This is a genomic window from Marinomonas polaris DSM 16579, assembly GCF_900129155.1.
Classification (GTDB): Bacteria; Pseudomonadota; Gammaproteobacteria; order Pseudomonadales; family Marinomonadaceae; genus Marinomonas; species Marinomonas polaris.
Map to the genome: position 1 here is coordinate 226,077 of NZ_FQVF01000008.1, position 21,536 is coordinate 247,612.

At 42.2% G+C, this 21,536-nt stretch carries 22 protein-coding genes and 1 rRNA gene; 14 read left to right on the top strand and 9 right to left on the bottom strand.

All coding sequences use genetic code 11. From position 1 onward, the window contains the following. Positions 1-87 precede the first annotated feature (87 nt). Both serB and BUA59_RS10585 read left to right on the top strand, forming a co-directional pair. Positions 88-999, top strand: coding sequence for a phosphoserine phosphatase SerB (gene serB / locus BUA59_RS10580; protein WP_072839669.1), 912 nt, complete (start codon positions 88-90; stop codon positions 997-999). Between the two features lie 100 nt (positions 1,000-1,099). Further along, a complete protein-coding gene (locus BUA59_RS10585; protein WP_084122340.1) occupies positions 1,100-2,065 on the top strand; it encodes a LysR family transcriptional regulator in 966 nt (321 codons plus the stop codon). Positions 2,066-2,084: 19 nt separating this feature from the next. Here the strand turns inward: BUA59_RS10585 and BUA59_RS10590 are convergent, their stop codons facing one another. The 4 genes from BUA59_RS10590 to moaA form a co-directional block, all read right to left on the bottom strand. After that, positions 2,085-2,510 carry a HepT-like ribonuclease domain-containing protein gene (locus BUA59_RS10590; protein WP_072839670.1) on the bottom strand — a complete coding sequence of 142 codons (426 nt, stop codon included), beginning with the start codon at positions 2,508-2,510 and terminating at the stop codon, positions 2,085-2,087. Between the two features lie 118 nt (positions 2,511-2,628). Further along, positions 2,629-3,822, bottom strand: coding sequence for a molybdopterin molybdotransferase MoeA (locus BUA59_RS10595; protein WP_072839671.1), 1,194 nt, complete (start codon positions 3,820-3,822; stop codon positions 2,629-2,631). A gap of 5 nt (positions 3,823-3,827) precedes the next feature. Continuing rightward, entirely contained in the window at positions 3,828-4,367 is a 540-nt protein-coding gene (gene moaB / locus BUA59_RS10600; RefSeq protein ID WP_072839672.1) for a molybdenum cofactor biosynthesis protein B, read from the bottom strand. A 13-nt stretch (positions 4,368-4,380) separates the two neighbouring features. After that, positions 4,381-5,406, bottom strand: coding sequence for a GTP 3',8-cyclase MoaA (gene moaA, locus BUA59_RS10605; protein ID WP_072839673.1), 1,026 nt, complete (start codon positions 5,404-5,406; stop codon positions 4,381-4,383). 180 nt (positions 5,407-5,586) lie between these two features. On the opposite strand from moaA, the gene BUA59_RS10610 reads away from it, so the two are divergent. Then, positions 5,587-6,444, top strand: a complete 858-nt coding sequence (locus BUA59_RS10610) for an acyl-CoA thioesterase (protein WP_072839674.1) — start codon at positions 5,587-5,589, stop codon at positions 6,442-6,444. A gap of 3 nt (positions 6,445-6,447) precedes the next feature. On the opposite strand, the gene queG is transcribed toward BUA59_RS10610, so the two are convergent. Together queG and BUA59_RS10620 are read right to left on the bottom strand one after the other, a co-directional pair. Continuing rightward, the gene (gene queG / locus BUA59_RS10615; protein ID WP_072839675.1) at positions 6,448-7,521 is read right to left on the bottom strand and encodes a tRNA epoxyqueuosine(34) reductase QueG; all 1,074 of its coding nucleotides are present in this window, start codon (positions 7,519-7,521) and stop codon (positions 6,448-6,450) included. Between the two features lie 60 nt (positions 7,522-7,581). Then, complete coding sequence (locus tag BUA59_RS10620) at positions 7,582-7,842, bottom strand: hypothetical protein (protein ID WP_012069032.1); 261 nt, start codon at positions 7,840-7,842, stop codon at positions 7,582-7,584. A 438-nt stretch (positions 7,843-8,280) separates the two neighbouring features. Between BUA59_RS10620 and BUA59_RS10625 the strand changes: the two genes are divergently transcribed. The 3 genes from BUA59_RS10625 (at position 8,281) to BUA59_RS10635 (ending at position 11,033) form a co-directional block, all read left to right on the top strand. Then, a complete protein-coding gene (locus tag BUA59_RS10625) occupies positions 8,281-9,993 on the top strand; it encodes an acetolactate synthase 3 large subunit (protein WP_072839676.1) in 1,713 nt (570 codons plus the stop codon). Between the two features lies 1 nt (position 9,994). Beyond that, positions 9,995-10,486 carry an acetolactate synthase small subunit gene (gene ilvN / locus BUA59_RS10630; protein ID WP_012069034.1) on the top strand — a complete coding sequence of 164 codons (492 nt, stop codon included), beginning with the start codon at positions 9,995-9,997 and terminating at the stop codon, positions 10,484-10,486. 100 nt (positions 10,487-10,586) lie between these two features. Continuing rightward, positions 10,587-11,033, top strand: a complete 447-nt coding sequence (locus BUA59_RS10635; protein WP_072839677.1) for an Lrp/AsnC family transcriptional regulator — start codon at positions 10,587-10,589, stop codon at positions 11,031-11,033. On the opposite strand, the gene BUA59_RS10640 is transcribed toward BUA59_RS10635, so the two are convergent. Then, entirely contained in the window at positions 11,030-11,905 is an 876-nt protein-coding gene (locus tag BUA59_RS10640; RefSeq protein ID WP_072839678.1) for a DMT family transporter, read from the bottom strand. The genes BUA59_RS10635 and BUA59_RS10640 overlap by 4 nt on opposite strands. A 312-nt stretch (positions 11,906-12,217) precedes the next feature. Here BUA59_RS10640 and BUA59_RS10645 point away from each other — a divergent pair, with 312 nt between their 5' ends. Further along, positions 12,218-12,853: a LysE family translocator gene (locus tag BUA59_RS10645; protein ID WP_072839679.1), complete on the top strand. Its 636-nt coding sequence runs from the start codon at positions 12,218-12,220 to the stop codon at positions 12,851-12,853. 78 nt (positions 12,854-12,931) lie between these two features. Here BUA59_RS10645 and luxS read toward each other — a convergent pair whose 3' ends face one another. After that, positions 12,932-13,444: an S-ribosylhomocysteine lyase gene (luxS, locus tag BUA59_RS10650; RefSeq protein ID WP_072839680.1), complete on the bottom strand. Its 513-nt coding sequence runs from the start codon at positions 13,442-13,444 to the stop codon at positions 12,932-12,934. A 64-nt stretch (positions 13,445-13,508) separates the two neighbouring features. Next, entirely contained in the window at positions 13,509-14,786 is a 1,278-nt protein-coding gene (gene yjeH / locus BUA59_RS10655; protein ID WP_072839681.1) for an L-methionine/branched-chain amino acid transporter, read from the bottom strand. A 157-nt stretch (positions 14,787-14,943) separates the two neighbouring features. Here yjeH and BUA59_RS10660 point away from each other — a divergent pair, with 157 nt between their 5' ends. From BUA59_RS10660 to BUA59_RS10690, 7 genes are all read left to right on the top strand, one after another. Beyond that, positions 14,944-15,372 (top strand): Lrp/AsnC family transcriptional regulator, encoded by a 429-nt coding sequence (locus BUA59_RS10660; RefSeq protein WP_072839682.1) that lies wholly within the window; start codon positions 14,944-14,946, stop codon positions 15,370-15,372. A gap of 208 nt (positions 15,373-15,580) precedes the next feature. Next, on the top strand, positions 15,581-17,197 hold the full coding sequence (locus BUA59_RS10665; RefSeq protein WP_245813128.1) for a chloride channel protein: 1,617 nt from the start codon (positions 15,581-15,583) through the stop codon (positions 17,195-17,197). A 125-nt stretch (positions 17,198-17,322) separates the two neighbouring features. After that, positions 17,323-18,606: a glutamate-1-semialdehyde 2,1-aminomutase gene (gene hemL, locus BUA59_RS10670; RefSeq protein ID WP_072839684.1), complete on the top strand. Its 1,284-nt coding sequence runs from the start codon at positions 17,323-17,325 to the stop codon at positions 18,604-18,606. A 26-nt stretch (positions 18,607-18,632) separates the two neighbouring features. Continuing rightward, on the top strand, positions 18,633-19,403 hold the full coding sequence (gene pssA / locus BUA59_RS10675) for a CDP-diacylglycerol--serine O-phosphatidyltransferase (protein ID WP_072839685.1): 771 nt from the start codon (positions 18,633-18,635) through the stop codon (positions 19,401-19,403). A gap of 101 nt (positions 19,404-19,504) precedes the next feature. Further along, a complete protein-coding gene (gene msrP / locus BUA59_RS10680; RefSeq protein WP_072839686.1) occupies positions 19,505-20,497 on the top strand; it encodes a protein-methionine-sulfoxide reductase catalytic subunit MsrP in 993 nt (330 codons plus the stop codon). Position 20,498: 1 nt separating this feature from the next. Further along, positions 20,499-21,104, top strand: a complete 606-nt coding sequence (locus BUA59_RS10685; protein WP_072839687.1) for a protein-methionine-sulfoxide reductase heme-binding subunit MsrQ — start codon at positions 20,499-20,501, stop codon at positions 21,102-21,104. 337 nt (positions 21,105-21,441) lie between these two features. Further along, positions 21,442-21,536 (top strand): 16S ribosomal RNA (locus BUA59_RS10690); the annotation flags it as partial.

Below are 21,536 nucleotides of genomic sequence, written 5' to 3' on the forward strand. Positions count from 1 at the left end.
TTTTCTGAATTCTTTAAAGTAGAACAGGTGCTTAGCGAAAAGAAAACGATTTGCTATAGTAGGCGTCTTATTGAATTAGGAGCGTTTATGTCTGCCAGTATTACTCTTATTGGTTCTTTGAACCCTGAATATCTTGATAAATTTAACGCTTGGTTAGAGGCACGTGGTTTACAAGGAGCAATTCGTCTGTTGTCAGATGCTCAAGATGCTATTTCTGTGGCGCAAGTTATGGTTGATGATAGCCTACTTGATCGCGTATCTATTCGTACTGAGCTTTTACGTTTATCTAATGATACTGGTATCGATCATATTTATCAGTCGTCAATGTTAGATATTAAAACACCGGGCGTTGCTGTATTTGACATGGATTCTACGCTTATCAAAGCTGAAGTAATGGATGAATTGGCAGTCGAAGCTGGAATCGGTGAGCAAATCTCCGCCGTGACTGCGAGTGCCATGCGCGGTGAAATCGATTTTGTTGAAAGTTTCGTGCAGCGATTAGCTCTGCTAAAAGGTTTGAGTAGCGAGGTTATGGATGGGGTTTATAACAGAATTCAGCATATGGATGGCATTTCAACCTTGATGAAGGTGTTGCATCATTATGGCTGGCATACGGCGATTTTATCTGGCGGCTTTACCTATTTTGCCGACCGAGTCCAAGCTGAATATGGTATGACTGAAGTGCATGCCAATGTGTTAGAAATTAAAAATAATGAATTAACTGGCAAGCATTTAGGCGATATTGTTGATGGTGAGCGTAAGAAGCTTTTGTTGACGAATATTGTTACGACACAAAATGTTGATTGGCAACAGACTATTGCTTGTGGCGATGGTGCGAATGATTTATTGATGCTAAATCATGCTGCTTTAGGTGTAGCTTTGCATGCCAAGCCTTTAGTCAGAGAGCAGGCACCATGTCCGATGAATAACCTTGGTTTAGATGGTATTTTGTATTTGCTGGGTATGACATCTGCACAAATTCGCGAGTTGTCTGCTTAGTAGTTTATTATCAAGCGTTGAAATTTATGTTTGTTTAGATATTAACGTAATTTTTTGTGCTTGTGATAGAGACTGCTATTGTCACTTCTAAAAGCTTGTTATGATTCCTAATTATAATGATAACAAGCTTGGTTGGGGTGTTGTTTTGTCAGAAATACGTTTGTCTGATATAGATTTGAATTTACTGTATGTTTTTCAAGTTTTGATTGAAGAACTTAATGTCACGAAAGCAGCAACGCGACTTAATGTTTCTCAGCCTGCTGTTAGTCGCTCATTATCGCGATTACGCGATGTGTTCGATGATCCTCTGTTTATTCGCACCTCCCATGGTTTATCAGCCACTGCTAAAACTCAAGACTTAGCGTTACTTTTAGCGGATACGTTAAAGGGGCTTGAAAGTCTTATTCAGCCTCGTGAATTTACCCCTCAAAGTAGTAAGCGACGGTTTATTTTATCGACTACAGACTTCGGTACATTAACGGTTTTGCCTAAAATTCTTGATCAATTTCGACAAAAAGCGCCGGATGCTATCTTGGATGTAAAATCTTGGAATGAGGATATGGTGGCCGAATTAGATCAAACGAATATTGATGTGGCGGTTGCTGTATTGTCTAAAGAGCCGCCTACAGGTATCCGGGCTATGCGTTTGAAGAGTGACTGTATGGTGTGCTTGGCCCGTAAAGATCATCCAGGTATTCAAGACAAATTAACCTTAGAAAGTTATTTACAGGCAAGCCATGTACAAGTTGTGTTAGGCCGTCGAGAGTATTTCGCGGTTGATCGAGAGCTGGAAAAAATGGGTCATAAGCGTCATGTTGCGGTGCATTTGCCTAATTTCGTACCAGCAGCAAGAGTGGTGATGGACAGTGATTTATTACTGACGGTTCCAAAACTCTTTGCTGAAGATATGGCGGCAACCGTATCTGAAATAGTCGTACACGAGCTGCCTTTTGCTTCACGCGAATTTGATTATTCGATGATTTGGCATGAACGTTTCCAACATGACGCTGCTCATGTCTGGTTTCGTGGGTTATTACGACAGGCTTTTCTCGACGCCTCGGTTTAATCTAAATGTTTTATGCTTATCAAGAAGGGCTTGATAAGCGAGTTATCCATTCTTTTGTTAATACTTCCACTAAGCTGTAGCGCCTAAGAGTCATGGCTTCTTCCAAGTCTGCAAAATTTTCGTCAAGGTAGTTGTGGAGAATTTTGTCTCTTAAAATGATTAGCGACCTAATTTGTTCTGCTTGTTCATAAGTGACATCTTTATTCACAATAAGCGCGTTTAACACTTCTTTGCGTGAGGATATCTCGGTTTTGTAGTGATGTTTTAAAACATAGCGAGCAAGGTCCAGCATGGAGGCGACAAGTAGTTGAAAGGAATGTTCGATCACCATTGTTTCGTCTTTCGAATATTCGATGGCTTTCGCACCTTTCCTAAAAGCATCGAGTCGCTTGATCATCGCGTGCTGATGTTCATATAGGGATGTTTCCCATTCTACGTCTCTCATTTTCTTCGCCTTTTGTTAGTGCTAATGGTTTTAGTTTTTTTCAAATTAAGAGAACAGCATTCCGATTTTTCAGAACGCTACTCTCTTAGTCTAGGTGAGTTATGAAGAAAGAGGAAAGTTAGAAGGCAGAGAAAGGATAAAAAGGATAAGAGTGGCCATATTCTACTTGAGTGTTTGCTTTGACATGCAAATAGCCTTGGCTTTCAGAAGCAGCTAACAATGCGCCAGAGCTTTGTTGTGGATGCGCATAGGCTAGACCATCCTTTCCAACCGACACCCTTAAAAACTCATCTCGTTGGATTGTTTTGTTACGGTTGAAGCCTGCGTCTACAAGATAAGATTGGGGCAACTCGGCAATTTGACCGGAACAAATAGACAGCAAAAGACGTGCGAACCAATGATAGGTTACCAAGGTTGAGCTTGGATTTCCTGGCAAGCCAAGAAAAGGGATGCCCTGAAGTGTTGCATGAACAAGGGGTTTACCTGGCTTTATGGCTATCTTCCATAAATGCACTTTCCCTAATTTTTCTAATGCTCCTTTCACATGGTCTTCTTCGCCGACAGAAACACCTCCTGACGACAGAATAACATCGCAGGATTGCATCAAGGTTTTTAGTGCGGCTTTCGTGTCTTCTAAGGTATCTGCTGCGTGAATGCAAAGGCTCACATTATGGCCAGCTTGAGTAACAAGAGCGCTCAACATTGGGCCGTTTGAATTATAGATTTGCCCTGCTTTTAGACTTGTACCCGTTGGAATAAGTTCATCACCTGTTGTGAGTATGCCAACATTCAATTGCTTGTAGACGTTAACCTCCGAGATACCAAGGCTAGACAAAAGGCCAATATGTATTGGCGTGATTTTTACGCCTGCTTTGATGACTGTTTGGCCTAACTGCATGTCTTGTCCTTGAGGACGAACATTGTCCGCGAGACTTGGTTGTTCATCGAAAACGACCTTATCACCCACAGGTTGAGCATTTTCCTGCATGACCACGGTATCTGCACCAGCTGGGATATTTGCGCCGGTGAAAATACGAGCACAGGTTCCAGGGATCAAAGGCTCTGGATGTCGGCCGGCCGCAATTCGTTGGCTCACATTAAAATGTTTTCCAGCGTACCAATCTGCGCAGGCTAGGGCGTAGCCATCCATTGCACTGTTGTCATGGGTGGGAACGGATATTCCTGCGACAACGTCTATAGCAAGGATTCGTCCTACCGCGTTTGTAAGAGTAAGTGTTTGTTGTTCTACACGAACGTTAGCATTGTGCTTAATTTCTTCTAGAGCGTCTTCAAAGGCAAATAAAGTAGACATGTAAGTTATGCCTCGTGCTGGTTTGTTGCATTCGGGCCAATCAGCATGCTGACAAAATTACATGGCCTGTGAGAAGCGTTAAGCTGTTCTTCTAAAATGCCATTCCATGCGGTTTTACAAGCGCCGGTGGAACCAGGTAAACAGAACACCAGTGTTTGGTTGGCCAATCCAGCAATGGCGCGTGATTGAATAGTCGATGTACCAATTTCTGTATAAGAGATTTGTCTAAATAGTTCACCAAAGCCTTCAATGGTTTTATCAAATAAGGGCGTCATAGCTTCTGGTGTGCTGTCGCGTGAATAAAAGCCGGTTCCGCCAGTAATTAAAACGACGTGGGTTTCTTTGTCAGCAATCCAGTTGGATACGACGGCACGCATTTGGTAAACGTCGTCTTTCACTAATTTTCTTTCATTGAGCGTGTGACCCGCTTTGCTCAGCAATTCAATGAGTGCATCACCTGATGTGTCTTCAGCAATAGATCGAGTATCGGAAACGGTTAGGACGTTGATATTTAGTGGACGAAAAGGTGTTGGTGTTTTAGCCATGGGAATTCCTTTTTTAGCCTCCTGTCGCGCTCATGAAGCGTAGAATTTGAGGGGCTTCATCAAGATTAAAGTGATGTTTTTCAGGTTTGAGTGCTAGTGCTTCAATAATCGCGTTTTCTAGTTCTGTTGAATTATGGTTTTTTGAGCCTAATTCAGTGGAACAATATGAGTTATTGCGAAGCACAGTTTTTAAATCTTTTGAATGTTCATTGCCTAGGCAGAGTAATAAGCGACCTTCGGCTGTTAGCCTGACACGATTGCAGGTATCGCAAAAATTGTGGCTATGAGGTGAAATAACGCCGATTTTATGGTCATAGCCTGCTACCTGATAATAGCGTGTTGGGCCGCTGGTGGTTAATGAGCTCGGCGTGAGTTCATATTGTTTGCTAAGCGTATCGATGACATTGTCGCTAGATAAATACGTTGCTGCACGATTATGGTCAGTAATAATGCCAAGCGGCATCTCTTCAATAAAACTGATATCCATTTTGCGATCTAATGCAAATTGAGCAAGATCAAATAGCTCATCATCGTTATGATTCTTGAGCATAACGCTGTTAATTTTTAAGCGTTTAAATGGCAGCTTACTGGCGGCTTCTATACCGTCGACAACTTGCTGAAATTTATCTCTGCGAGTTAAGGCGTAAAATCGATCTGCTTTTAGCGTATCGAGGCTGATGTTAATACGTGATACGCCAGCGTTGAGTAAGCTTTGTGCCATTTTATAAAGTTGTGAACCATTGGTGGTAATGGTGAGTTCTTCTAATCCCTTAGTGTTGGCTATTTGCTCAATGGCCCAAAGAATATTTTTGCGCACCAAAGGCTCGCCACCTGTAATTCTAATGCGTTTGGTGCCCATAGATATAAAGGTTTTTGCCACATGAACAATTTCTTCTAAAGACAATATATGGTCTCTAGGCATAAAAGTTACATCTTCATCCATACAATAGGTACAGCGAAAATCACATCGGTCGGTGACGGAAATGCGTAAGTAGTCTATTTTTCGACCAAATGGATCGATTAAAGCAGATGTTACCAAGAAAAAATTACCCCATCAGTTAGGTGTCCATCAAAGCAAAAAAATGCCTATTTAGCAAAGTGCTAAAAAAGATTTCGACAATATTCTTGGTGTTTTTGTATTTTATGAGTTTTTTTTGTTCAGGCTGGAGCCGAAAAAGCGGCATAATATGAATAATTATATTCAATTAGGAGGATAACGGTGAACCAAGTCGTTAATCATCTCATCGGTTTATTAAAGTTAGAGCGTGTGTCAGCAACTAAATTCATTGGTCGTAGTCAGGATATTGGTTTTCCTAAGCTATTTGGTGGCCAAGTTATTGGTCAAGGTTTGAGTGCAGCAACTCAGACGGTTGAAGGGCGATTCCCTCATTCTCTGCATTGTTACTTCTTACGCCCTGGGGATTCATCTCACCCTATTGAGTACGAGGTAGAAACGGTTCGTGATGGAAGAAGCTTTAGTGTTAGACGGGTAATTGCTTCGCAATTTGGTAAAAGTATTTTAGCGATGACGGTATCTTTTCATATCGAGGAAGAGGGTTTAGCTCATCAAGATGCTATGCCTAATGTCCCAGGACCTGAGTCATTTAAGTCGGAATTATCACTCTATCGAGAACATGCTGATGAGATTCCGTCTAAAGTACGGGATTTATTTACCGCAGATCGTCCTATTGAATATCGAATTGTAGAAAATCAGAATCCATTTCGCCCTCGTCCAGGTATTGCGAAACGCCATATGTGGATTCGTAGTGTGTCAGCTCTGCCTGATGACGCGTTAATTCATCAATCCATGCTTGCTTACACGACAGATTATGGTTTTATTGAAACAGCCTTGATGCCTCATGGCATTTCAATCGGTAGCCCTTATCTTACTGCTGCCAGCTTAGATCATGCTATCTGGTTTCACCGTCCATTTAGATTGGATGAATGGTTGCTTTATGTGGCTGATTCTCCATCGGCTAATTCGGGTAGAGGATTTGTTCGCGGACAAATTTTCAATCAGAAAGGGGCGTTAGTAGCTTCAACCGCTCAGGAAGGTTTGTTGCGTTACTCCAAATAGGAGTTAAGGCTTGTGTTGCTTTAATGCCCAGACAATGTGCTCTTTCACTAACTCAGAAGAGTGCGAGAGTGCATTTTCTAGTGTTTGAATAGTTGCTTCATTACTTGGTGCATTGCCGAGTGCGACAGCGATATTACGGCGCCAGTTTTCAAAACCAGTTCGACGAATAGGAGAGCCTTCGGTATTTTTTAAAAAGGTTGCTTCGTCCCATTCAAACAGCTCAATCAGATCGGCAGAATCCAAATTGTGTCTAGGTTGGAAATCGTCTTCTTGCGTGTATTTGGCAAATTTGGTCCAAGGGCAAACCAGCTGGCAATCGTCACAACCAAAAATCCGGTTGCCCATTTTACTGCGCAGTTCCTCTGGGATTGGACCTTTGTGCTCAATCGTTAGATAAGAAATACACTTTCCTGCATCAAGCACCCAAGGCTCCACAAAAGCATCGGTTGGACACTGAGTTAGGCAGGCGGTACAGCTTCCGCAATGTCTTGTTTCAGTAGGTTTGTCGACAGGAAGTGGCAAGTTAGTAAATATTTCACCGAGCAAAAACCAGCTGCCTGCCTTTGGTGTTAGCAAAAGAGTATTTTTGCCAATCCAGCCCATACCAGCTTGTTCGGCAATTTGTCTTTCCAGAATTGGCGCGCTATCGACAAAAGCTCTATAGCCATGATCGCCGACTTTTTGCTCTATTTTTTGGGCTAATTGAGTAAGGCGTTTACGAATTAATTTATGATAATCTCGCCCCAAGGCATAACGTGCAATATAGGCTTTGTCTTTGGTTTTTAGTCTTTCGACTGTTTCGACCGATTGGGGAAGATAATGCATGCGAAGGGAAATAACACGGCGCGTCCCCGGATGCAGCTGCTCGGGATAAAAACGCATGTCGCCATGATTGGCAAGATAATCCATACCGGCATGGTATTGGTTATTAAGCCATTCGTTAAATTCGTCTTTGTATTGCGCAAGATCAGGCTCAACGATACGAGCTTCGGCAAACCCCAATTCAACTGCCCATGATTTGATGTCATCAACAAGTTGGTTTAATTCTTCTGGGCTGGATAAAAACGAAGGAAGCAAGTGAGTACCGAAACATTAGACGCTAGGCTAGAAAAGCTGCCTAGCGTGAAGAACAAGAAATTAGTAAAGCTGAGAGTCACCTTTAACCACATCCATCAATAGCTTGATGAACTTACGATCGGCTTCCGTGTGTTCTTCTTGGATTTTAATCGTTGTTTGGTTTGACACTTCTTCTGCAATACGTTGGTAAGCATTTGGCTGGTTGATATTTTCTTTAGCAATACGGACTAATTCTCCAGCGAGTTCTGGATCCATAAGCATCTTACGAAAACAGCGCAAAAATTCATCAATAACTCGTTGTTGGTTAAGCTCATTAGCCATGGTGAAACTCCTAATCAATTTATGCCGCTATGACACCATGAAGCGTAGGTTAGAGCAAGTTTTTATACGCTTTGTGTTGACAAATCTTAGGCGCAAAGACAAAATGAAACGCTATATAATTCGACGACACCCTGTCGATGACTCCTTTTTATGGGCCACTAGCTCATCTCAGTCAGATTCGTTCTGATAAGCACAAGTGTAGAATGACGCAATATTGTTGTCCTATACTTCTCCTCGCGAAAAGACGCGGGCAGTGTAAAAACTGCGATTTATTGCGTTTGAGTGTTTCTTACTTTTATATAAATGTTCCTTATTTTTAAAAGTTGCCTCAGTTAGTTTAGCAAACTTCGTTCTATCAACTTTAATCTGCTTGTCTTATGCGGTTACAATAGCTGCACTAAAATTAAAAGACAGATAAATACTATAGAGGGTAACAAGGTGGAGTTATTATCCGGTGGTGAAATGATCGCCCGCTTCCTCAAAGATGAGGGAGTTGAATATATCTATGGTTATCCAGGTGGAGCCGCACTTCATATTTACGATGCTTTGCATCGTCAGTCTGACGTAAAGCATATTCTGGTTAGGCATGAACAAGCTGCAACGCATATGGCTGATGGCTATGCACGCGCCACGGGCAAAGCTGGTACGGTTCTCGTAACGTCGGGTCCAGGTGCAACCAATACTGTTACAGGTATTGCGACGGCTTATATGGACTCTATTCCCATGGTCATTATTTGTGGTCAGGTTATGAGCTACCTGATCGGCGAAGATGCGTTCCAAGAAACCGATATGATTGGTGTGTCACGTCCAATTGTGAAGCATAGCTTTACGGTTAAGCATCCTTCTGAAATTCCTATGATCATGAAAAAAGCATATCACATTGCCAGCACAGGTCGTCCAGGCCCTGTTGTGATTGATGTGCCAAAAGATATGACCATGCCAGGTGATAAGTACGAATACAAATACCCCGAATCTGTTTCTATTCGTTCTTATACTCCGCCAACCAAAGGCCACAGTGGTCAGATTAAAAAAGCAGTTGATTTGTTGTTAGCTGCTAAACGCCCAGTTATCTATGCAGGTGGCGGCGTTATTATGGGCGGTGCATCTGATTTGCTAGTCAAATTGGCTAAGTCTTTGAACGTGCCTGTTACCAATACTTTGATGGGCTTGGGCGGATACCCAGGAACAGACAAGCAATTTGTTGGTATGTTGGGTATGCACGGTGCATACGAAGCGAATATGACAATGCATCACAGTGATGTGATTTTAGCAGTTGGCGCTCGCTTCGATGATCGTGTGACGAATGATCCTGATAAGTTTTGCCCTGGCGCAAAAATTATCCATATTGATATTGATCCTGCTGCTATTTCTAAAACTATTCGTTCAGATGTGCCAATTGTTGGCCCTGTTAGTCAGGTTTTGGAAGAAATGCTGTCTTTGGTTGAAGGTCAAAGTTCAAACACTGAAGCGCTTGTTGGTTGGTGGAAGCAAATCAATGAATGGCGTTTGGTACATGGTGGTCGTTATGACACTAGCAGCGAAAAAATTAAGCCTCAAGCCGCGATTGAAGCTTGCTGGCGTGCCACTAAAGGCGATGCTTATGTGGCGTCTGACGTAGGTCAGCACCAAATGTTTGCTGCTCAGTATTATAAATTTGATAAGCCAAATCGTTGGGTTAACTCCGGCGGTTTAGGCACGATGGGATTTGGTCTTCCTGCTGCAATGGGCGTGAAGATGAATTTTCCTAAAGAAACCGTAGTTTGTGTGACGGGTGAAGGCAGTATTCAGATGAATATTCAAGAGCTTTCTACCTGCTTGCAATACGGTTTGCCTGTTAAGATTTTGTGTTTGAACAACGGCTATTTGGGCATGGTTCGCCAGTGGCAAGACATGAACTATGAGGGTCGTTACTCAAATTCCTACATGGATTCATTGCCTGATTTCAAAATACTGATGGACGCTTACCGTCACAAGTATGTTGAAATTCGAACTAAAGATGAACTCGATGCCAAGATGGAAGAAGCGTTTGCAATGACAGATCAATTGGTCTTCATTAACTGTTACGTGGATCCAGAAGAGCATGTATATCCGATGCAAGTGCCTCGCGGCTCTATGCGCGATATGTTCTTGAGCAAGACGGAGCGTACCTAACATGCGACATATTATTTCTGTATTGATGGAAAACGAGCCGGGTGCTTTGTCGCGAGTAGTTGGTTTGTTCTCTCAGCGTAACTTTAACATCGAATCATTGAACGTAGCGGCAACAGATGATCCAACCTTGTCTCGTCTTACATTGACGACATTTGGTTCAGATCAGGTTGTAGAGCAGATCACCAAACAACTTAATAAGTTGATTGATGTGGTGAAGCTGGTGGACTTGACTGAAGGTCAGCACATTGAACGTGAATTGATGCTGGTTAAGGTTCGTGCAACTGGTGCTCAGCGTGCTGAAGTGAAACGTACTGTTGATATCTTCCGCGGCAACATTGTTGATATGACGCCGTCTATTTATACGATTCAAATCGTTGGCGAGTCAGATAAACTAGATGGATTCCTACAAGCGTTGGGCGGTGCTCACTTGCTTGAAGTAGTTCGAACTGGTGTATCTGGTATCGCTCGTGGTGAAAAGACACTGTCTTTGTAATCGTCTGCTATTTTTGTAGTGGTCTTGTAGATAGACTGAAAAAGCCGCGCTTGCCCGCGGCTTTTTTATGCGTAAATGATGGGTATTAAGCGAGGATTAAATGGATAAAACGAATTGGAAATTGCTTAAATTGTTGGAACAGAATGGTCGTTTGACCTATGCAGAACTGGGCAAGTTGGTTCATCTCACAGCACCTGCGGTCGCGGAGCGAGTACGCAAATTAGAAGAGTCTGGCGTGATTACTGGCTACAGTGTCCAAGTCAACTTAGAAAAAGCAGGGATACCTATTACTGCCTTGGTTGAGTGTCAGGTTTATCGTACTAAAGAGCGTGAGTTTAAAGCACTCGTTATGGGCTTAGATGAAGTGATTGAATGCTACAACGTAACGGGGCCTTATGCTTTTGTGCTCAAAGTAGGAGTGAAATCTATGTCTAAGCTTGATGCGCTATTAGAACGACTAATTGATTTGAGCGATACCAACACCATGATGATAATGACAACGCCAGTCAAACGCATCATGCCATTAAATATCGCTCAAGATGATTAGTTTAATGCTACTTTTGCTGTGACGGGTTTGCGTGGCCATTGGCTAATAATCATCCCTGTCATAATGAAGCCACAACCAACCAAAGCACGAGTTGAAAGGATTTCCTCCATAAATATCCAACCGCCTAATACGGCAAATACCGCTTCAGATGAGAGAATAAGAGCACTGATACTAGGTGAAATATTTTTTTGTCCTAACGTTTGTAATGTAAACGCAATACCAGATGAGGCGACGCCAGCATAGACCAACGGCCACCAAGCCATTTTAATGCCTTCAAGCGTTGGTGTTTCTAATGTGAAAGCGGTGATAGACGCTAATATCATTGCTACGAAGAACTGAACGATAGAAAGTGGCAAAGCGGATACATATCGAGATAAATAACCTATCAGCAACACATGTCCTGTCCAAAAAAGAGTGCCTAGTAATTCTATCGCATCACCTTTGTTTATGGACAGGTTTGGCCCAACGGTCAGGCTGTAAAGACCAATTAGCGCTAGACCAACTCCAATCCAGGTATGTCTTTCGGTTTTATGGCCGAGTATAAGTCCCAATATCGGCACGAACACAATGTACATGCTAGTGATGAAACCTGCGTTACCTGCTGTAGTGTATTGCAAACCAATTTGTTGGCATGTAAAGCCCAAGAACAAGCAGCTTCCTGCGGCGAGTCCCCCTAACCAAAGTTTTCGATTATTTTGAGATTGCTTTGGTTTAAAAATAAACAATAAAGGTAACAGCGACAATGTCGCTAATAGAAAACGCATAGCGTTAAAACTGTGTGGCCCAAGGCTTTCCATGCCAACACTTTGGGCGACAAAGGCAAAGCCCCAAATGGCGGCGGTGGCCCATAAAAAAATATGTGCAATAGACATAGCTAATCCCTAATTATTGGTAACGGAGTGGTTATTTTACTGAGTGAGGATGAGTTTCCACAGATGAAATAAAAGGTTGTTTGAGCGCTTGGCTTTGGATAAAAAAGTAAATTTAAGGTTTTTCTTTTGCAATACCTAGGGCAACTAATTGATTTTCAAGCATCTTAATGTATTCACTTTTGTGTCACCTAAAAGGTTAAAAAATAGGCTGACAGACGAATTATTTGGCTGTACAGTTGCGCCAAATTTCAGGGTTAACTTTCGCTGTTAATTTAGACCGTTTTTAGCTCAATCTTAAGAGAATTCATTGCTATGACATTTAGTGTTTGGTTAGCAACTGCGCCGTTGTTGATGTTGCTGTCTTTAGGGCCTGGCCCAAATAATTTTACCTCTATGCACAACGGCATTCAGGTTGGCGCGACTAAAGCGGTTATTGCTGTAGTTGGTCGAAATCTAGCTTTTAGTATTTTGATGTTAATCTCTGCGCTAGGCTTGGGAGCAATCATTGTTTCTTCTAGCTTTTGGTTTAGTGTTATCAAATGGTTCGGTGTCGCTTATTTGTTTTATGTTGGCATCAAAACCTGGCGCAGTGCGGCTATGGTGCTTGAGGAGCATGAAAGCGAAGTGGGAACCAAGGCGAAACGTGGACACCTTGCGAGAATGCGCCAAGAGTTTTTAGTAGCGATCGGCAATCCTAAAGCTGTATTACTTTTTACTGCTATTTTTCCGCAGTTATTGGATCTTAGTCAGCCTGTTCCTATGCAGTTTTTCTGGATGGGATTAACCTTTTGCTGTACGGAGTTTATTGCGGCTTATGTTTATGCAATGAGTGGCAAGCAGATTCGCCGTTTGATTCGAAGCCCTAAGGGTATGAAAAACCTCAATCGCGGCATGGGAAGTGTGTTTGTTTTAGCGAGTGCTTTTTTAGCAACGGCAACACGTTCTTAAAAGGTTCGTAGTTTTAAGCTCAAATAAAAAAGGTGACTCTAGGTCACCTTTTTGCGTTCTAGCTTAAATAACTTTTTCTTAGCTGTGTTCTTTCAAGAACTCTTCGCTTAGGTATAATTCTTCGTTGCTGTTCACTTTTACATCACGGTCTAGAATCATTTTAGCAATTTCTTGTGCTTCTTCTAGAGAATGCATTTCGTAAGTGCCGCACTGGTATTCGTTAAGCTCTGGAATATCGGATTTGGCTTTTACTTTCAATACGTCTTCCATTGCAGCTTTCCAAGAAGCGGCAACAGTGTCTTCTGAAGGTGTGCCGATCAAACTCATGTAAAAACCAGTACGGCAACCCATTGGTGAAATGTCGATGATTTCGACGCTGTTACTGTTTAGGTGGTCACGCATGAAACCAGCAAACAAATGTTCTAGCGTATGGATACCTTTTTCAGAAAGGATCTCTTCATTTGGCACGCAGAAGCGTAGATCAAACACTGTGATGTCATCACCTTTAGGTGTGGACATGGATTTAGCTACACGTACTGCTGGTGCATCCATACGAGTGTGGTCGACACGAAAACTGTCTAATAATGGCATAAAATCTCTCCTACTGAACTCAACGAAATCATCGCTGCTTTATAAATGGTGATATCAATTGCCGTTATTGTACATGAAGTTTTGAACCTTTGATCGGACTTTTTGGCGATCGCAAATATTCATAACTGAGAGCCAAGCAGAAAGCGATAATAGCAAACAGCATGCTTTGACCAATGAAAAACACCATCAAGCTACAGCTTATTAAGGCAACGATAGCCAATAGTTGGGCAGCACGATTGACCAGTTTGAAAGCAGCAACACAGGTTAATGTGTAAATAAGCAAAAAACTGCCGTTGGTCATTTCAATAAACCATGACATTTTCCAGCCTGAGACCTCTGAAAATACAATCGAAAATAGAGTGATTAAACCAACCAGTAATACTGCTTTTTCAGGCGAGCCGTTTTTATTAAGTCCAATAAAGGTTTTAGGTAATGCACCTTGCTGTGCCATAGATTGCACCATACGGGAGAAGCCTAAGATATAAATTGCCACGTTGGCGAAGGCAATGATATAAGCCCCAACAGCAAAGAATCGGCTGCTGGTTTCGCCCATTAGTTTACTAACCAAAAGTGCTAAGGATTGGCTGTTGGTAACTTCGTCGCCGTAAGTGTGATGCCAAGCAATGAGCAATACTAAACTTAGGTAAGCAAGAATAACTATGGTGATGCCACCCAGTAATGCGATTGGGAAATCCCTAGTGGGATTTTTGAACTCAGCCCCCATATGGGCCATGACTTCAATGCCTAAGAAACACCAGAATATAACGCCTGTGGCGTACAGTGTTTGTTGCCACTCAACTGTGGTTAATGGTGCTTCAATGACTTGGCGACTGTCTAAAATATCACCAATGTAGCAAAGCCACAAAATAGCGCCAATCATCACGATGACAATACCGGTTTGAAACCTAGCTGAGGTTTGCATACCTACAATGGCAAAGAAAAGCATGCCAGCAAGGGTTAATAGACTAAAGGCAAGAATCCATTCATCAGATGTTTTAAAAATAATGGTCAAATACGCCGCTGCGACTTTTATAGCAACAGCAGGGCCAACCAATAAAATACTTAAAAACAACCAGCCAACCGCTTTTTCATAACGCGACCCGAACGCTCGTCCAATATAGTGTGATGCTCCGCCAGCGGAAGGGTACTTGGAGCCAAGTAACGCAAAAATAAATGCAATTGGGATAATCATTGTGGCGGTAATTAACCAAGCATAAAAAGCAAAGGACCCTGCCTGAGCAACAGACATGGCTGGTAATATCATCAGGCCAGTACCAATAAAGGTAGTCACCGTCATTGCTATGCCTTGTAGAGGGCCAAGAGTTTTTTGATATTGGGTCATTTGTTTGCCTTTACTTGTTAAATTCTGTAGCTGTTATTTGTTGTCGCTAAGGATAAAATACTTATATTAGCAATACGCTATACAAGTTGACCCCATTAAGGCGCATTTTGCCGGAATGACCGTCAAGTTGAATGACTAATAATAAAAGGGGGTTTGGGTGGCCGATCATTATGATCAAAAAATATTAGCTTTACTGGTAGACGATGCTCGGCTTTCTGTTTCAGACATTAGTCGGCAAGTTAATTTATCTCGCTCTGCGGTGACCGAGCGCATTCGACGCATGGAAGATAATCGAACCATTACGGGCTATCACGCGCATACTTCGGTTTCAAAAGAAGACGGCGTTACTGCTTATTTAGCCTTAACTTTTAGGCCTTTGTCTTGCGATCTTGTGCAACCTCTCATTGAGGCCATCCCAGAAGTAAAGCTTGCCCATTCTATTAGTGGCGATTTGGACTTGTTGCTATTAGTGCAAGCAAATTCTATGGCGCGTTTAAATGTAATTCGTAGTGATATGGATAGCTGGCCTAATCTTCATAAAATAGTGACACACATGTGCTTATCAAATCGCTTGGACCGTTGGTGAGAGCATTTTAGTGACCCTGTCAGAGTAATTGCGAATATATCTGATAACTGATTGAATGATGTACAAAATCTGCCCGCGTTAAAAGTGAGGTCCTGCTCTGAAAAGGTTAAATTTAAGAGAAAGGTGGTCTAGTAAGGCAAAGTCTTACGATGACTTATTGGTCTTAGCTGTACTTGGCGCCTTGTGTGGGTTACTAAGCGGGCTTTTGATGGCGTTTTTTTATGCCGTCATTTACTTACCTACTCGATACTTTATTGATGCTGATTTTGATTCTTTTGAATCCTTAGCTGTTGAATGGCGTGTCGGGCTTTCCTTTGTTGCCTGTCATGTTTTGGCTCTAGTTTTTACCTTATTGCCGAATCGATTACATAAAGTAGGTGTTCCTTATGTAGTTGAACGTCTAAATTATCATCACGGTAATTTGCCTGTGTGGAACGCGGTGGTGCAGTTTTTTTCAGCTGCAATAGGCTTAGCTGGTGGTCTTTCAATTGGTAAGGAAGGTCCTGCTGTGCATCTTGGTGCGACACTGGGCGGCTACTTGGCTGAAAAAGCAAAATTGCCTCAGTATGGCGTCGAAACCCTGTTGGCCTGTGGTGTTGCTGGGGCGATTTCGGCGGTATTTCAAACACCTTTAGCGGGTGTTTTGTTCGCCTTTGAAGTGATTTTTCTGGAATACCGACAGCGTTATGTTTTGCCTGTATTGCTCTCATCTGTCATTGCCACCTTAGTAAGTCATTACGTTATTGGGCCTTTAGATATATTTAGTATCGAAAGTATCTCTTCTGTACTGCTTTCAACTGACTTATTTATCGCTTGTTTTGTCTTAGTCGTTTTCATCGTATTGCTGTCTGCTTTGTTTCTTCATACGCAAAAGAGTCTTTGGCGATTTAGTGGTATGTCTGTTTGGTGGCGTTTTTCCTTGGTAGCAGTAGCCACGTCTTTGGCGGCTATTTATTTGCCGGAATCATTAGGCAGCGGTTACCTCTCTCTCTCTCGCTTGTTGTCTGGTGATTTGATTTTATATTCTCTGCTGTTATTGATTTTAGTTAAAACAGTCTTGACTGCTTTCACTATAGGCTTAGGAATTCCAGGTGGTATGATCGGGCCGACTTTTATCATTGGCGGTTTGGCTGGTGTTCAGGTTGCTTTGGTGTTTGATAATAGCGTAGCGGATGTTGCTTTATTCGCTTTATTGGGAATGGCGGCTATGATGGCGGCCTGTTTTCAGGCGCCATTAACTGCTTTGGTGGCTATTATAGAAATGACCCATTCCTCTGAGGCTATTGTTCCTGCATTGTTTGTTATTGTGTTTGCTTGTTTGTTGATGCGAGTGTTTTTTCATCAGGAATCTGTATTTGTCGAAAGATTAAGTTTTATGGGGATGTCTTCGACTATTAGCCCTTTTCAGCGTTATTTGCGACACCATACGGTTAAACCGGTAGCCGAGGAGGTTTTGCTTCTTCCTAGAGTTATTCCAATTGAGCAGGTGAAGGATTTAGCGTCAAGTATGGTAGACTATGTTGTTTTCGAGATTGAAAATGAGTGGCGCTTGGCTCGCAGAATTGCTGTATTAGATGCGTTGAAAACCTTGGAGCAAGGTCCTCAATTATGGCTTGTTTCAGAGGGCGATAGAGTGAAAATGGATTTATCTTTGGCCTTAGAGTCAACTCTTGTTCCTGTGATTGATGAGCCTTCTTCATTAGAAGCTATGTTGGGTTGGTTTCAGAAAACAGGTATGCCAGAAGTGCTAGTGGCGGTGTCTGATTCTTCTTTTAGTCTGGTTTCTCGCCATCGTCTCGATCAGTTTTTGTTAAAAAGTGATTAGTTGCTAACATTCCTTAGGAATGTCTTTTGCTGCTAGTCCTTGATTAAAGTTTTATGGGTAGTAATGCTTCTTGTATGGAAGTTTGCTTGCTTTTGTAAATTATCAGTTATGGGATTTGAATAAATATGAGTCGTTCAGAAGATCTATACGCACGTGCCCAACACCGTATTCCTGGAGGTGTTAATTCTCCAGTACGAGCTTTCAATGGTGTGGGTGGTACGCCTATTTTTTTCCAACGCGGGGAAGGGGCTTATGTTTATGATGAAGATAAAAAGCGTTATATAGATTATGTTGGTTCTTGGGGGCCGATGATTTTAGGTCATTCGCACCCTGATGTGTTAGACGCAGTTAAAAAACAGCTTGATTTTGGTTTGAGCTTTGGTGCGCCAACAGAAGTTGAAATCACCATGGCTGAAAAAGTCTGTGAACTTGTCCCTTCTATGGATATGGTGCGCATGGTGAACTCGGGTACTGAAGCCACTATGAGTGCGATTCGTTTGGCTCGTGGTTATACCGGACGCGATAAAATCGTCAAGTTTGAAGGCTGTTACCATGGTCATTCGGACTCTTTACTTGTTAAAGCGGGCTCTGGTGCGTTAACTCTCGGTGTTCCTAATTCTCCTGGTGTGCCTGCAGATTTGGCAAAACATACTATTACACTGCAATACAACGATATTGAAGAAGTGACTCGTTGTTTTGCTGAAATCGGCGATCAAATCGCTTGTATCATTGTCGAACCTGTTGCTGGCAACATGAACTGCATTTTGCCAGTTGAAGGGTTCCTTGAAACCTTGCGCAAAGTTTGTGATGAATCTGGCGCTGTGTTGATTTTTGATGAAGTGATGACAGGGTTCCGCGTTGCCCTTGGGGGTGCGCAGGATCACTTTGGTATCGTTCCTGATCTGACAACGCTGGGTAAAGTTATTGGCGCCGGTATGCCTGTAGGTGCGTTTGGTGGTAAACGCGCCATCATGGAATGTATTTCACCGTTAGGCCCTGTTTACCAAGCAGGCACTTTGTCTGGTAATCCTGTTGCTATGGTTGCAGGCTTGGCAGTTTTGAACAAAATTAGTGAAGAAGGCTTTCATCAGACTTTAGGTTCTAAAGCTGATCGTCTTGTGACGGGATTGAAAAAAGCGGCAGATGATGCTGGCGTACCATTTTGTGTGGTGAGTGTTGGTGGTATGTTTGGTTTCTTTTTCACTGAAGCTGAAGCGGTTAAGACATTTGCGGATGTGCAGAAGTGTGATTTGGGTAAATTTAAAGCATTCTTTCACTACATGTTGGAAGAGGGGGTGTATTTCGCTCCGGCTGCGTTTGAGGCTGGATTTATCTCTCAAGCTCATACAGAAGAAGATATCGATTACACAATAAAAGCAGCTAAGCGTTCTTTTGCTAAGCTTGTATAAAACTTGTAAGAAGGAAGGCTTGTAACATGTCCATTGATGATATTAAAAAATCACCGGTTGATGAAATCGAAGACGTTGATGTCGGTGATGAAAAAAAGCAGCCTCACAAGGGGGTGTATTTGTTACCCAACTTGTTTACGACGGCAGCACTTTTTTCGGGGTTTTATTCCATCATTGCTGCGATGAATGAAAACTTTACTCATGCTGCTGTCGCGATATTTATTTCGATGATATTTGATGGTCTAGATGGACGTGTTGCTCGTTTGACTCATACTCAAAGTGCATTTGGCGCTGAGTATGATTCCCTTGCTGATATGGTCTCTTTTGGTATTGCGCCTGCGCTTGTTGTATTTACTTGGTCTTTAGCCCCACTTGGTAAAATCGGTTGGATTGCAGCATTTATCTATGCTGTTGGAGCGGCACTTCGTTTAGCCAGATTTAATACTATGCTTGGTGTTGAAGAGAAGCGTTATTTTACTGGGTTACCTAGTCCTGCAGCGGCGGCTCTTGTGGCTGGCGTTATCTGGGCTGCCAATGACAAAGGTGTTTCTGGGGAGAGCATGGCGACGCTGATGGCGTTACTGGTTCCTATCGCCGGTTTATTGATGGTTAGCAATGTAAAATATCGCAGTTTTAAAGATCTTAATTTGAAAGGTCGTGTTCCATTTGTTGTGCTTCTTATTGCAGTGTTGGTTTTGGTATTAGTCGCTCTAGAGCCTGCTTTGGTGCTGATGAGTGTTTTTTGCCTTTATGGTTTATGGGGTCCACTCGGAATTGTGTTTAAGCGATTTCGCTAGAAAATGTGGCATAAAAAAGCATTCTTTTTTAATGTGGGTGTTTTTTGGAACTAGTGGTGTGACCCCTTGTCAATAATTCTAATAATAGAAGGGGACATGCTATGCTCATTTTGAATAAAAAAGCGTCTGATTGCTCTGAATCAGAAGTGACTGAAAAATCCGTTTACTTGAATCGTCGGCAATTCATGAAGGTGACAGGAGGGATTGCTCTTGGTGTCGGTGGTATTGGCAATGTTACTGCTGCTCTTCAAGAGGGAAATCCTCTATCGCCATCTTCTGCTCTGAAACCCTCCTTTGGAAATATAGCTGAAACTTCGTTTGGCAAAGACGATAAAATTTCTCCTTACGATGTAGCTACTTCTTACAATAATTTTTATGAGTTTGGTTATGGTAAAAGTGACCCTAAAGATCGATCCTCTCAGTTTAAAACAACGCCATGGACTATAACGGTAGAGGGTGAGGCTGGGAAAACGGGAATTTTTGACCTTGATGATATCATTAAAGAGTCAATGTTAGAGGAGCGTATCTATCGTCTTCGTTGTGTAGAAGCTTGGTCTATGGTGATTCCTTGGGTTGGAATTTCTCTTGCGACAGTTTTAAAACGGTTCGAACCAACATCAAAAGCAAAATACGTCTACTTCGAAACGCTGTATGACCCTAAGCAAATGTCAGGTCAACGTGGTGGCGGGCTGGATTGGCCATATCGAGAAGGGTTGCGTATTGATGAAGCGATGAATCCTTTGGCATTTCTTGCTGTTGGTATGTACGGGAGTATATTGCCCAATCAAAATGGTGCGCCTGTGAGGCTAGTTCTGCCTTGGAAATACGGTTTTAAAAGTATTAAATCTATTGTGAAAATTCGCTTTGTTGAAACTATGCCAGAAACCACATGGAGTATGTTGGCTCCTAATGAATATGGTTTTTACGCTAATGTGAACCCTAATGTAGATCATCCTCGTTGGTCTCAAGGTCAAGAGCGTCGATTGCCGGGTGGTGTGCTCTTTCCAAATGTCATTCAAACTAAAATTTTTAATGGCTATGAAGAAGAAGTTGCGAGTCTATACAGTGGTATGGATTTGAAAAGGAACTACTAGCGTGACGACATTTTGGGATAGAAAAGAAAAGCCGTATATCCTCTTCCTGTTTTGTTTGCCATTTATCTGGATGTTTGTCTCATTGTTGATGGGGCAGTATTTTCCAGATCCTGGCAAATTATTGATGAGATTAAGTGGTATTTGGGCTTCCGTCTCTGTGGTTGCTGTCATGGCAATGACATTGATTAGTAAACTAAAGCCGTTGAAGTTTGTTAATAGATATCGTCGTTTTATCGGCTTGACGGCCTTCTTTTATGCATTACTTCACTTTGTTATTTATTTAGTTCTATTTGCGGGATTGAGTTGGACTTGGATAAGTTCTGATTTGGTTGAGAAGCCCTATATCTATGTTGGTACTTTGGCTCTGGTTATTTTGGCTATATTGGCGTTAACAAGCACAAAGGCAATGATGCGTAGGCTGGGGAAAAAGTGGAAATCTCTTCATCGCTTAATGTATCTTGCGGCTGTTGGTGTTGTTGCTCATTTATGGTGGCAGGTTAAAGATGATATTTCTCTGGCTGTTTATTTTTCCGTATTTTTAGTGCCCTTATTAATAGTGAAAATACCCACACTTCCGGTTTATAAGAAACTTTTTAAGAAAACTTAAAAAAAGAGCTTGCATAGAAAATTTGTGGATGTATTATACGCACCCACTGACACGGACAACGACGCAAACAAGAGTTTGCTACTTACTTAGGTAAGAGAGTTGAACGCAGAATCAGACGCTCTTTAAAATAGATAATCAGATAATTTGTGTGGGCGCTCGCTGGAGGCTTCAGAAGATCATCGCAGACCGGTTTTACCGAGATGTAGTTGATCAAAAAAATTGAAGTCTTGCGAAACGTCTAACACGTCAATTCGCTTTATGTTGGCTTGTTGTTCTTCGGGATGATGAGTCGATTAAGTTATTGTTAGTGTAATAGATTTTGAGTAAGCAAACTTTTTAACTGAAGAGTTTGATCATGGCTCAGATTGAACGCTGGCGGCAGGCTTAACACATGCAAGTCGAGCGGTAACAGGGGAGCTTGCTCCTGCTGAC

Excerpts from the sequence above, each read along its gene's own strand:
- serB (WP_072839669.1), top strand. The coding sequence starts at position 88 with ATGTCTGCCAGTATTACTCTTATTGGTTCTTTGAACCCTGAATATCTT.
- BUA59_RS10585 (WP_084122340.1), top strand. The coding sequence starts at position 1,100 with ATGATTCCTAATTATAATGATAACAAGCTTGGTTGGGGTGTTGTTTTG.
- BUA59_RS10590 (WP_072839670.1), bottom strand. The coding sequence starts at position 2,510 with ATGAGAGACGTAGAATGGGAAACATCCCTATATGAACATCAGCACGCG.
- BUA59_RS10595 (WP_072839671.1), bottom strand. The coding sequence starts at position 3,822 with ATGTCTACTTTATTTGCCTTTGAAGACGCTCTAGAAGAAATTAAGCAC.
- moaB (WP_072839672.1), bottom strand. The coding sequence starts at position 4,367 with ATGGCTAAAACACCAACACCTTTTCGTCCACTAAATATCAACGTCCTA.
- BUA59_RS10620 (WP_012069032.1), bottom strand. The coding sequence starts at position 7,842 with ATGGCTAATGAGCTTAACCAACAACGAGTTATTGATGAATTTTTGCGC.
- ilvN (WP_012069034.1), top strand. The coding sequence starts at position 9,995 with ATGCGACATATTATTTCTGTATTGATGGAAAACGAGCCGGGTGCTTTG.
- BUA59_RS10635 (WP_072839677.1), top strand. The coding sequence starts at position 10,587 with ATGGATAAAACGAATTGGAAATTGCTTAAATTGTTGGAACAGAATGGT.
- BUA59_RS10640 (WP_072839678.1), bottom strand. The coding sequence starts at position 11,905 with ATGTCTATTGCACATATTTTTTTATGGGCCACCGCCGCCATTTGGGGC.
- BUA59_RS10645 (WP_072839679.1), top strand. The coding sequence starts at position 12,218 with ATGACATTTAGTGTTTGGTTAGCAACTGCGCCGTTGTTGATGTTGCTG.
- luxS (WP_072839680.1), bottom strand. The coding sequence starts at position 13,444 with ATGCCATTATTAGACAGTTTTCGTGTCGACCACACTCGTATGGATGCA.
- yjeH (WP_072839681.1), bottom strand. The coding sequence starts at position 14,786 with ATGACCCAATATCAAAAAACTCTTGGCCCTCTACAAGGCATAGCAATG.
- BUA59_RS10665 (WP_245813128.1), top strand. The coding sequence starts at position 15,581 with ATGGCGTTTTTTTATGCCGTCATTTACTTACCTACTCGATACTTTATT.
- hemL (WP_072839684.1), top strand. The coding sequence starts at position 17,323 with ATGAGTCGTTCAGAAGATCTATACGCACGTGCCCAACACCGTATTCCT.
- pssA (WP_072839685.1), top strand. The coding sequence starts at position 18,633 with ATGTCCATTGATGATATTAAAAAATCACCGGTTGATGAAATCGAAGAC.
- msrP (WP_072839686.1), top strand. The coding sequence starts at position 19,505 with ATGCTCATTTTGAATAAAAAAGCGTCTGATTGCTCTGAATCAGAAGTG.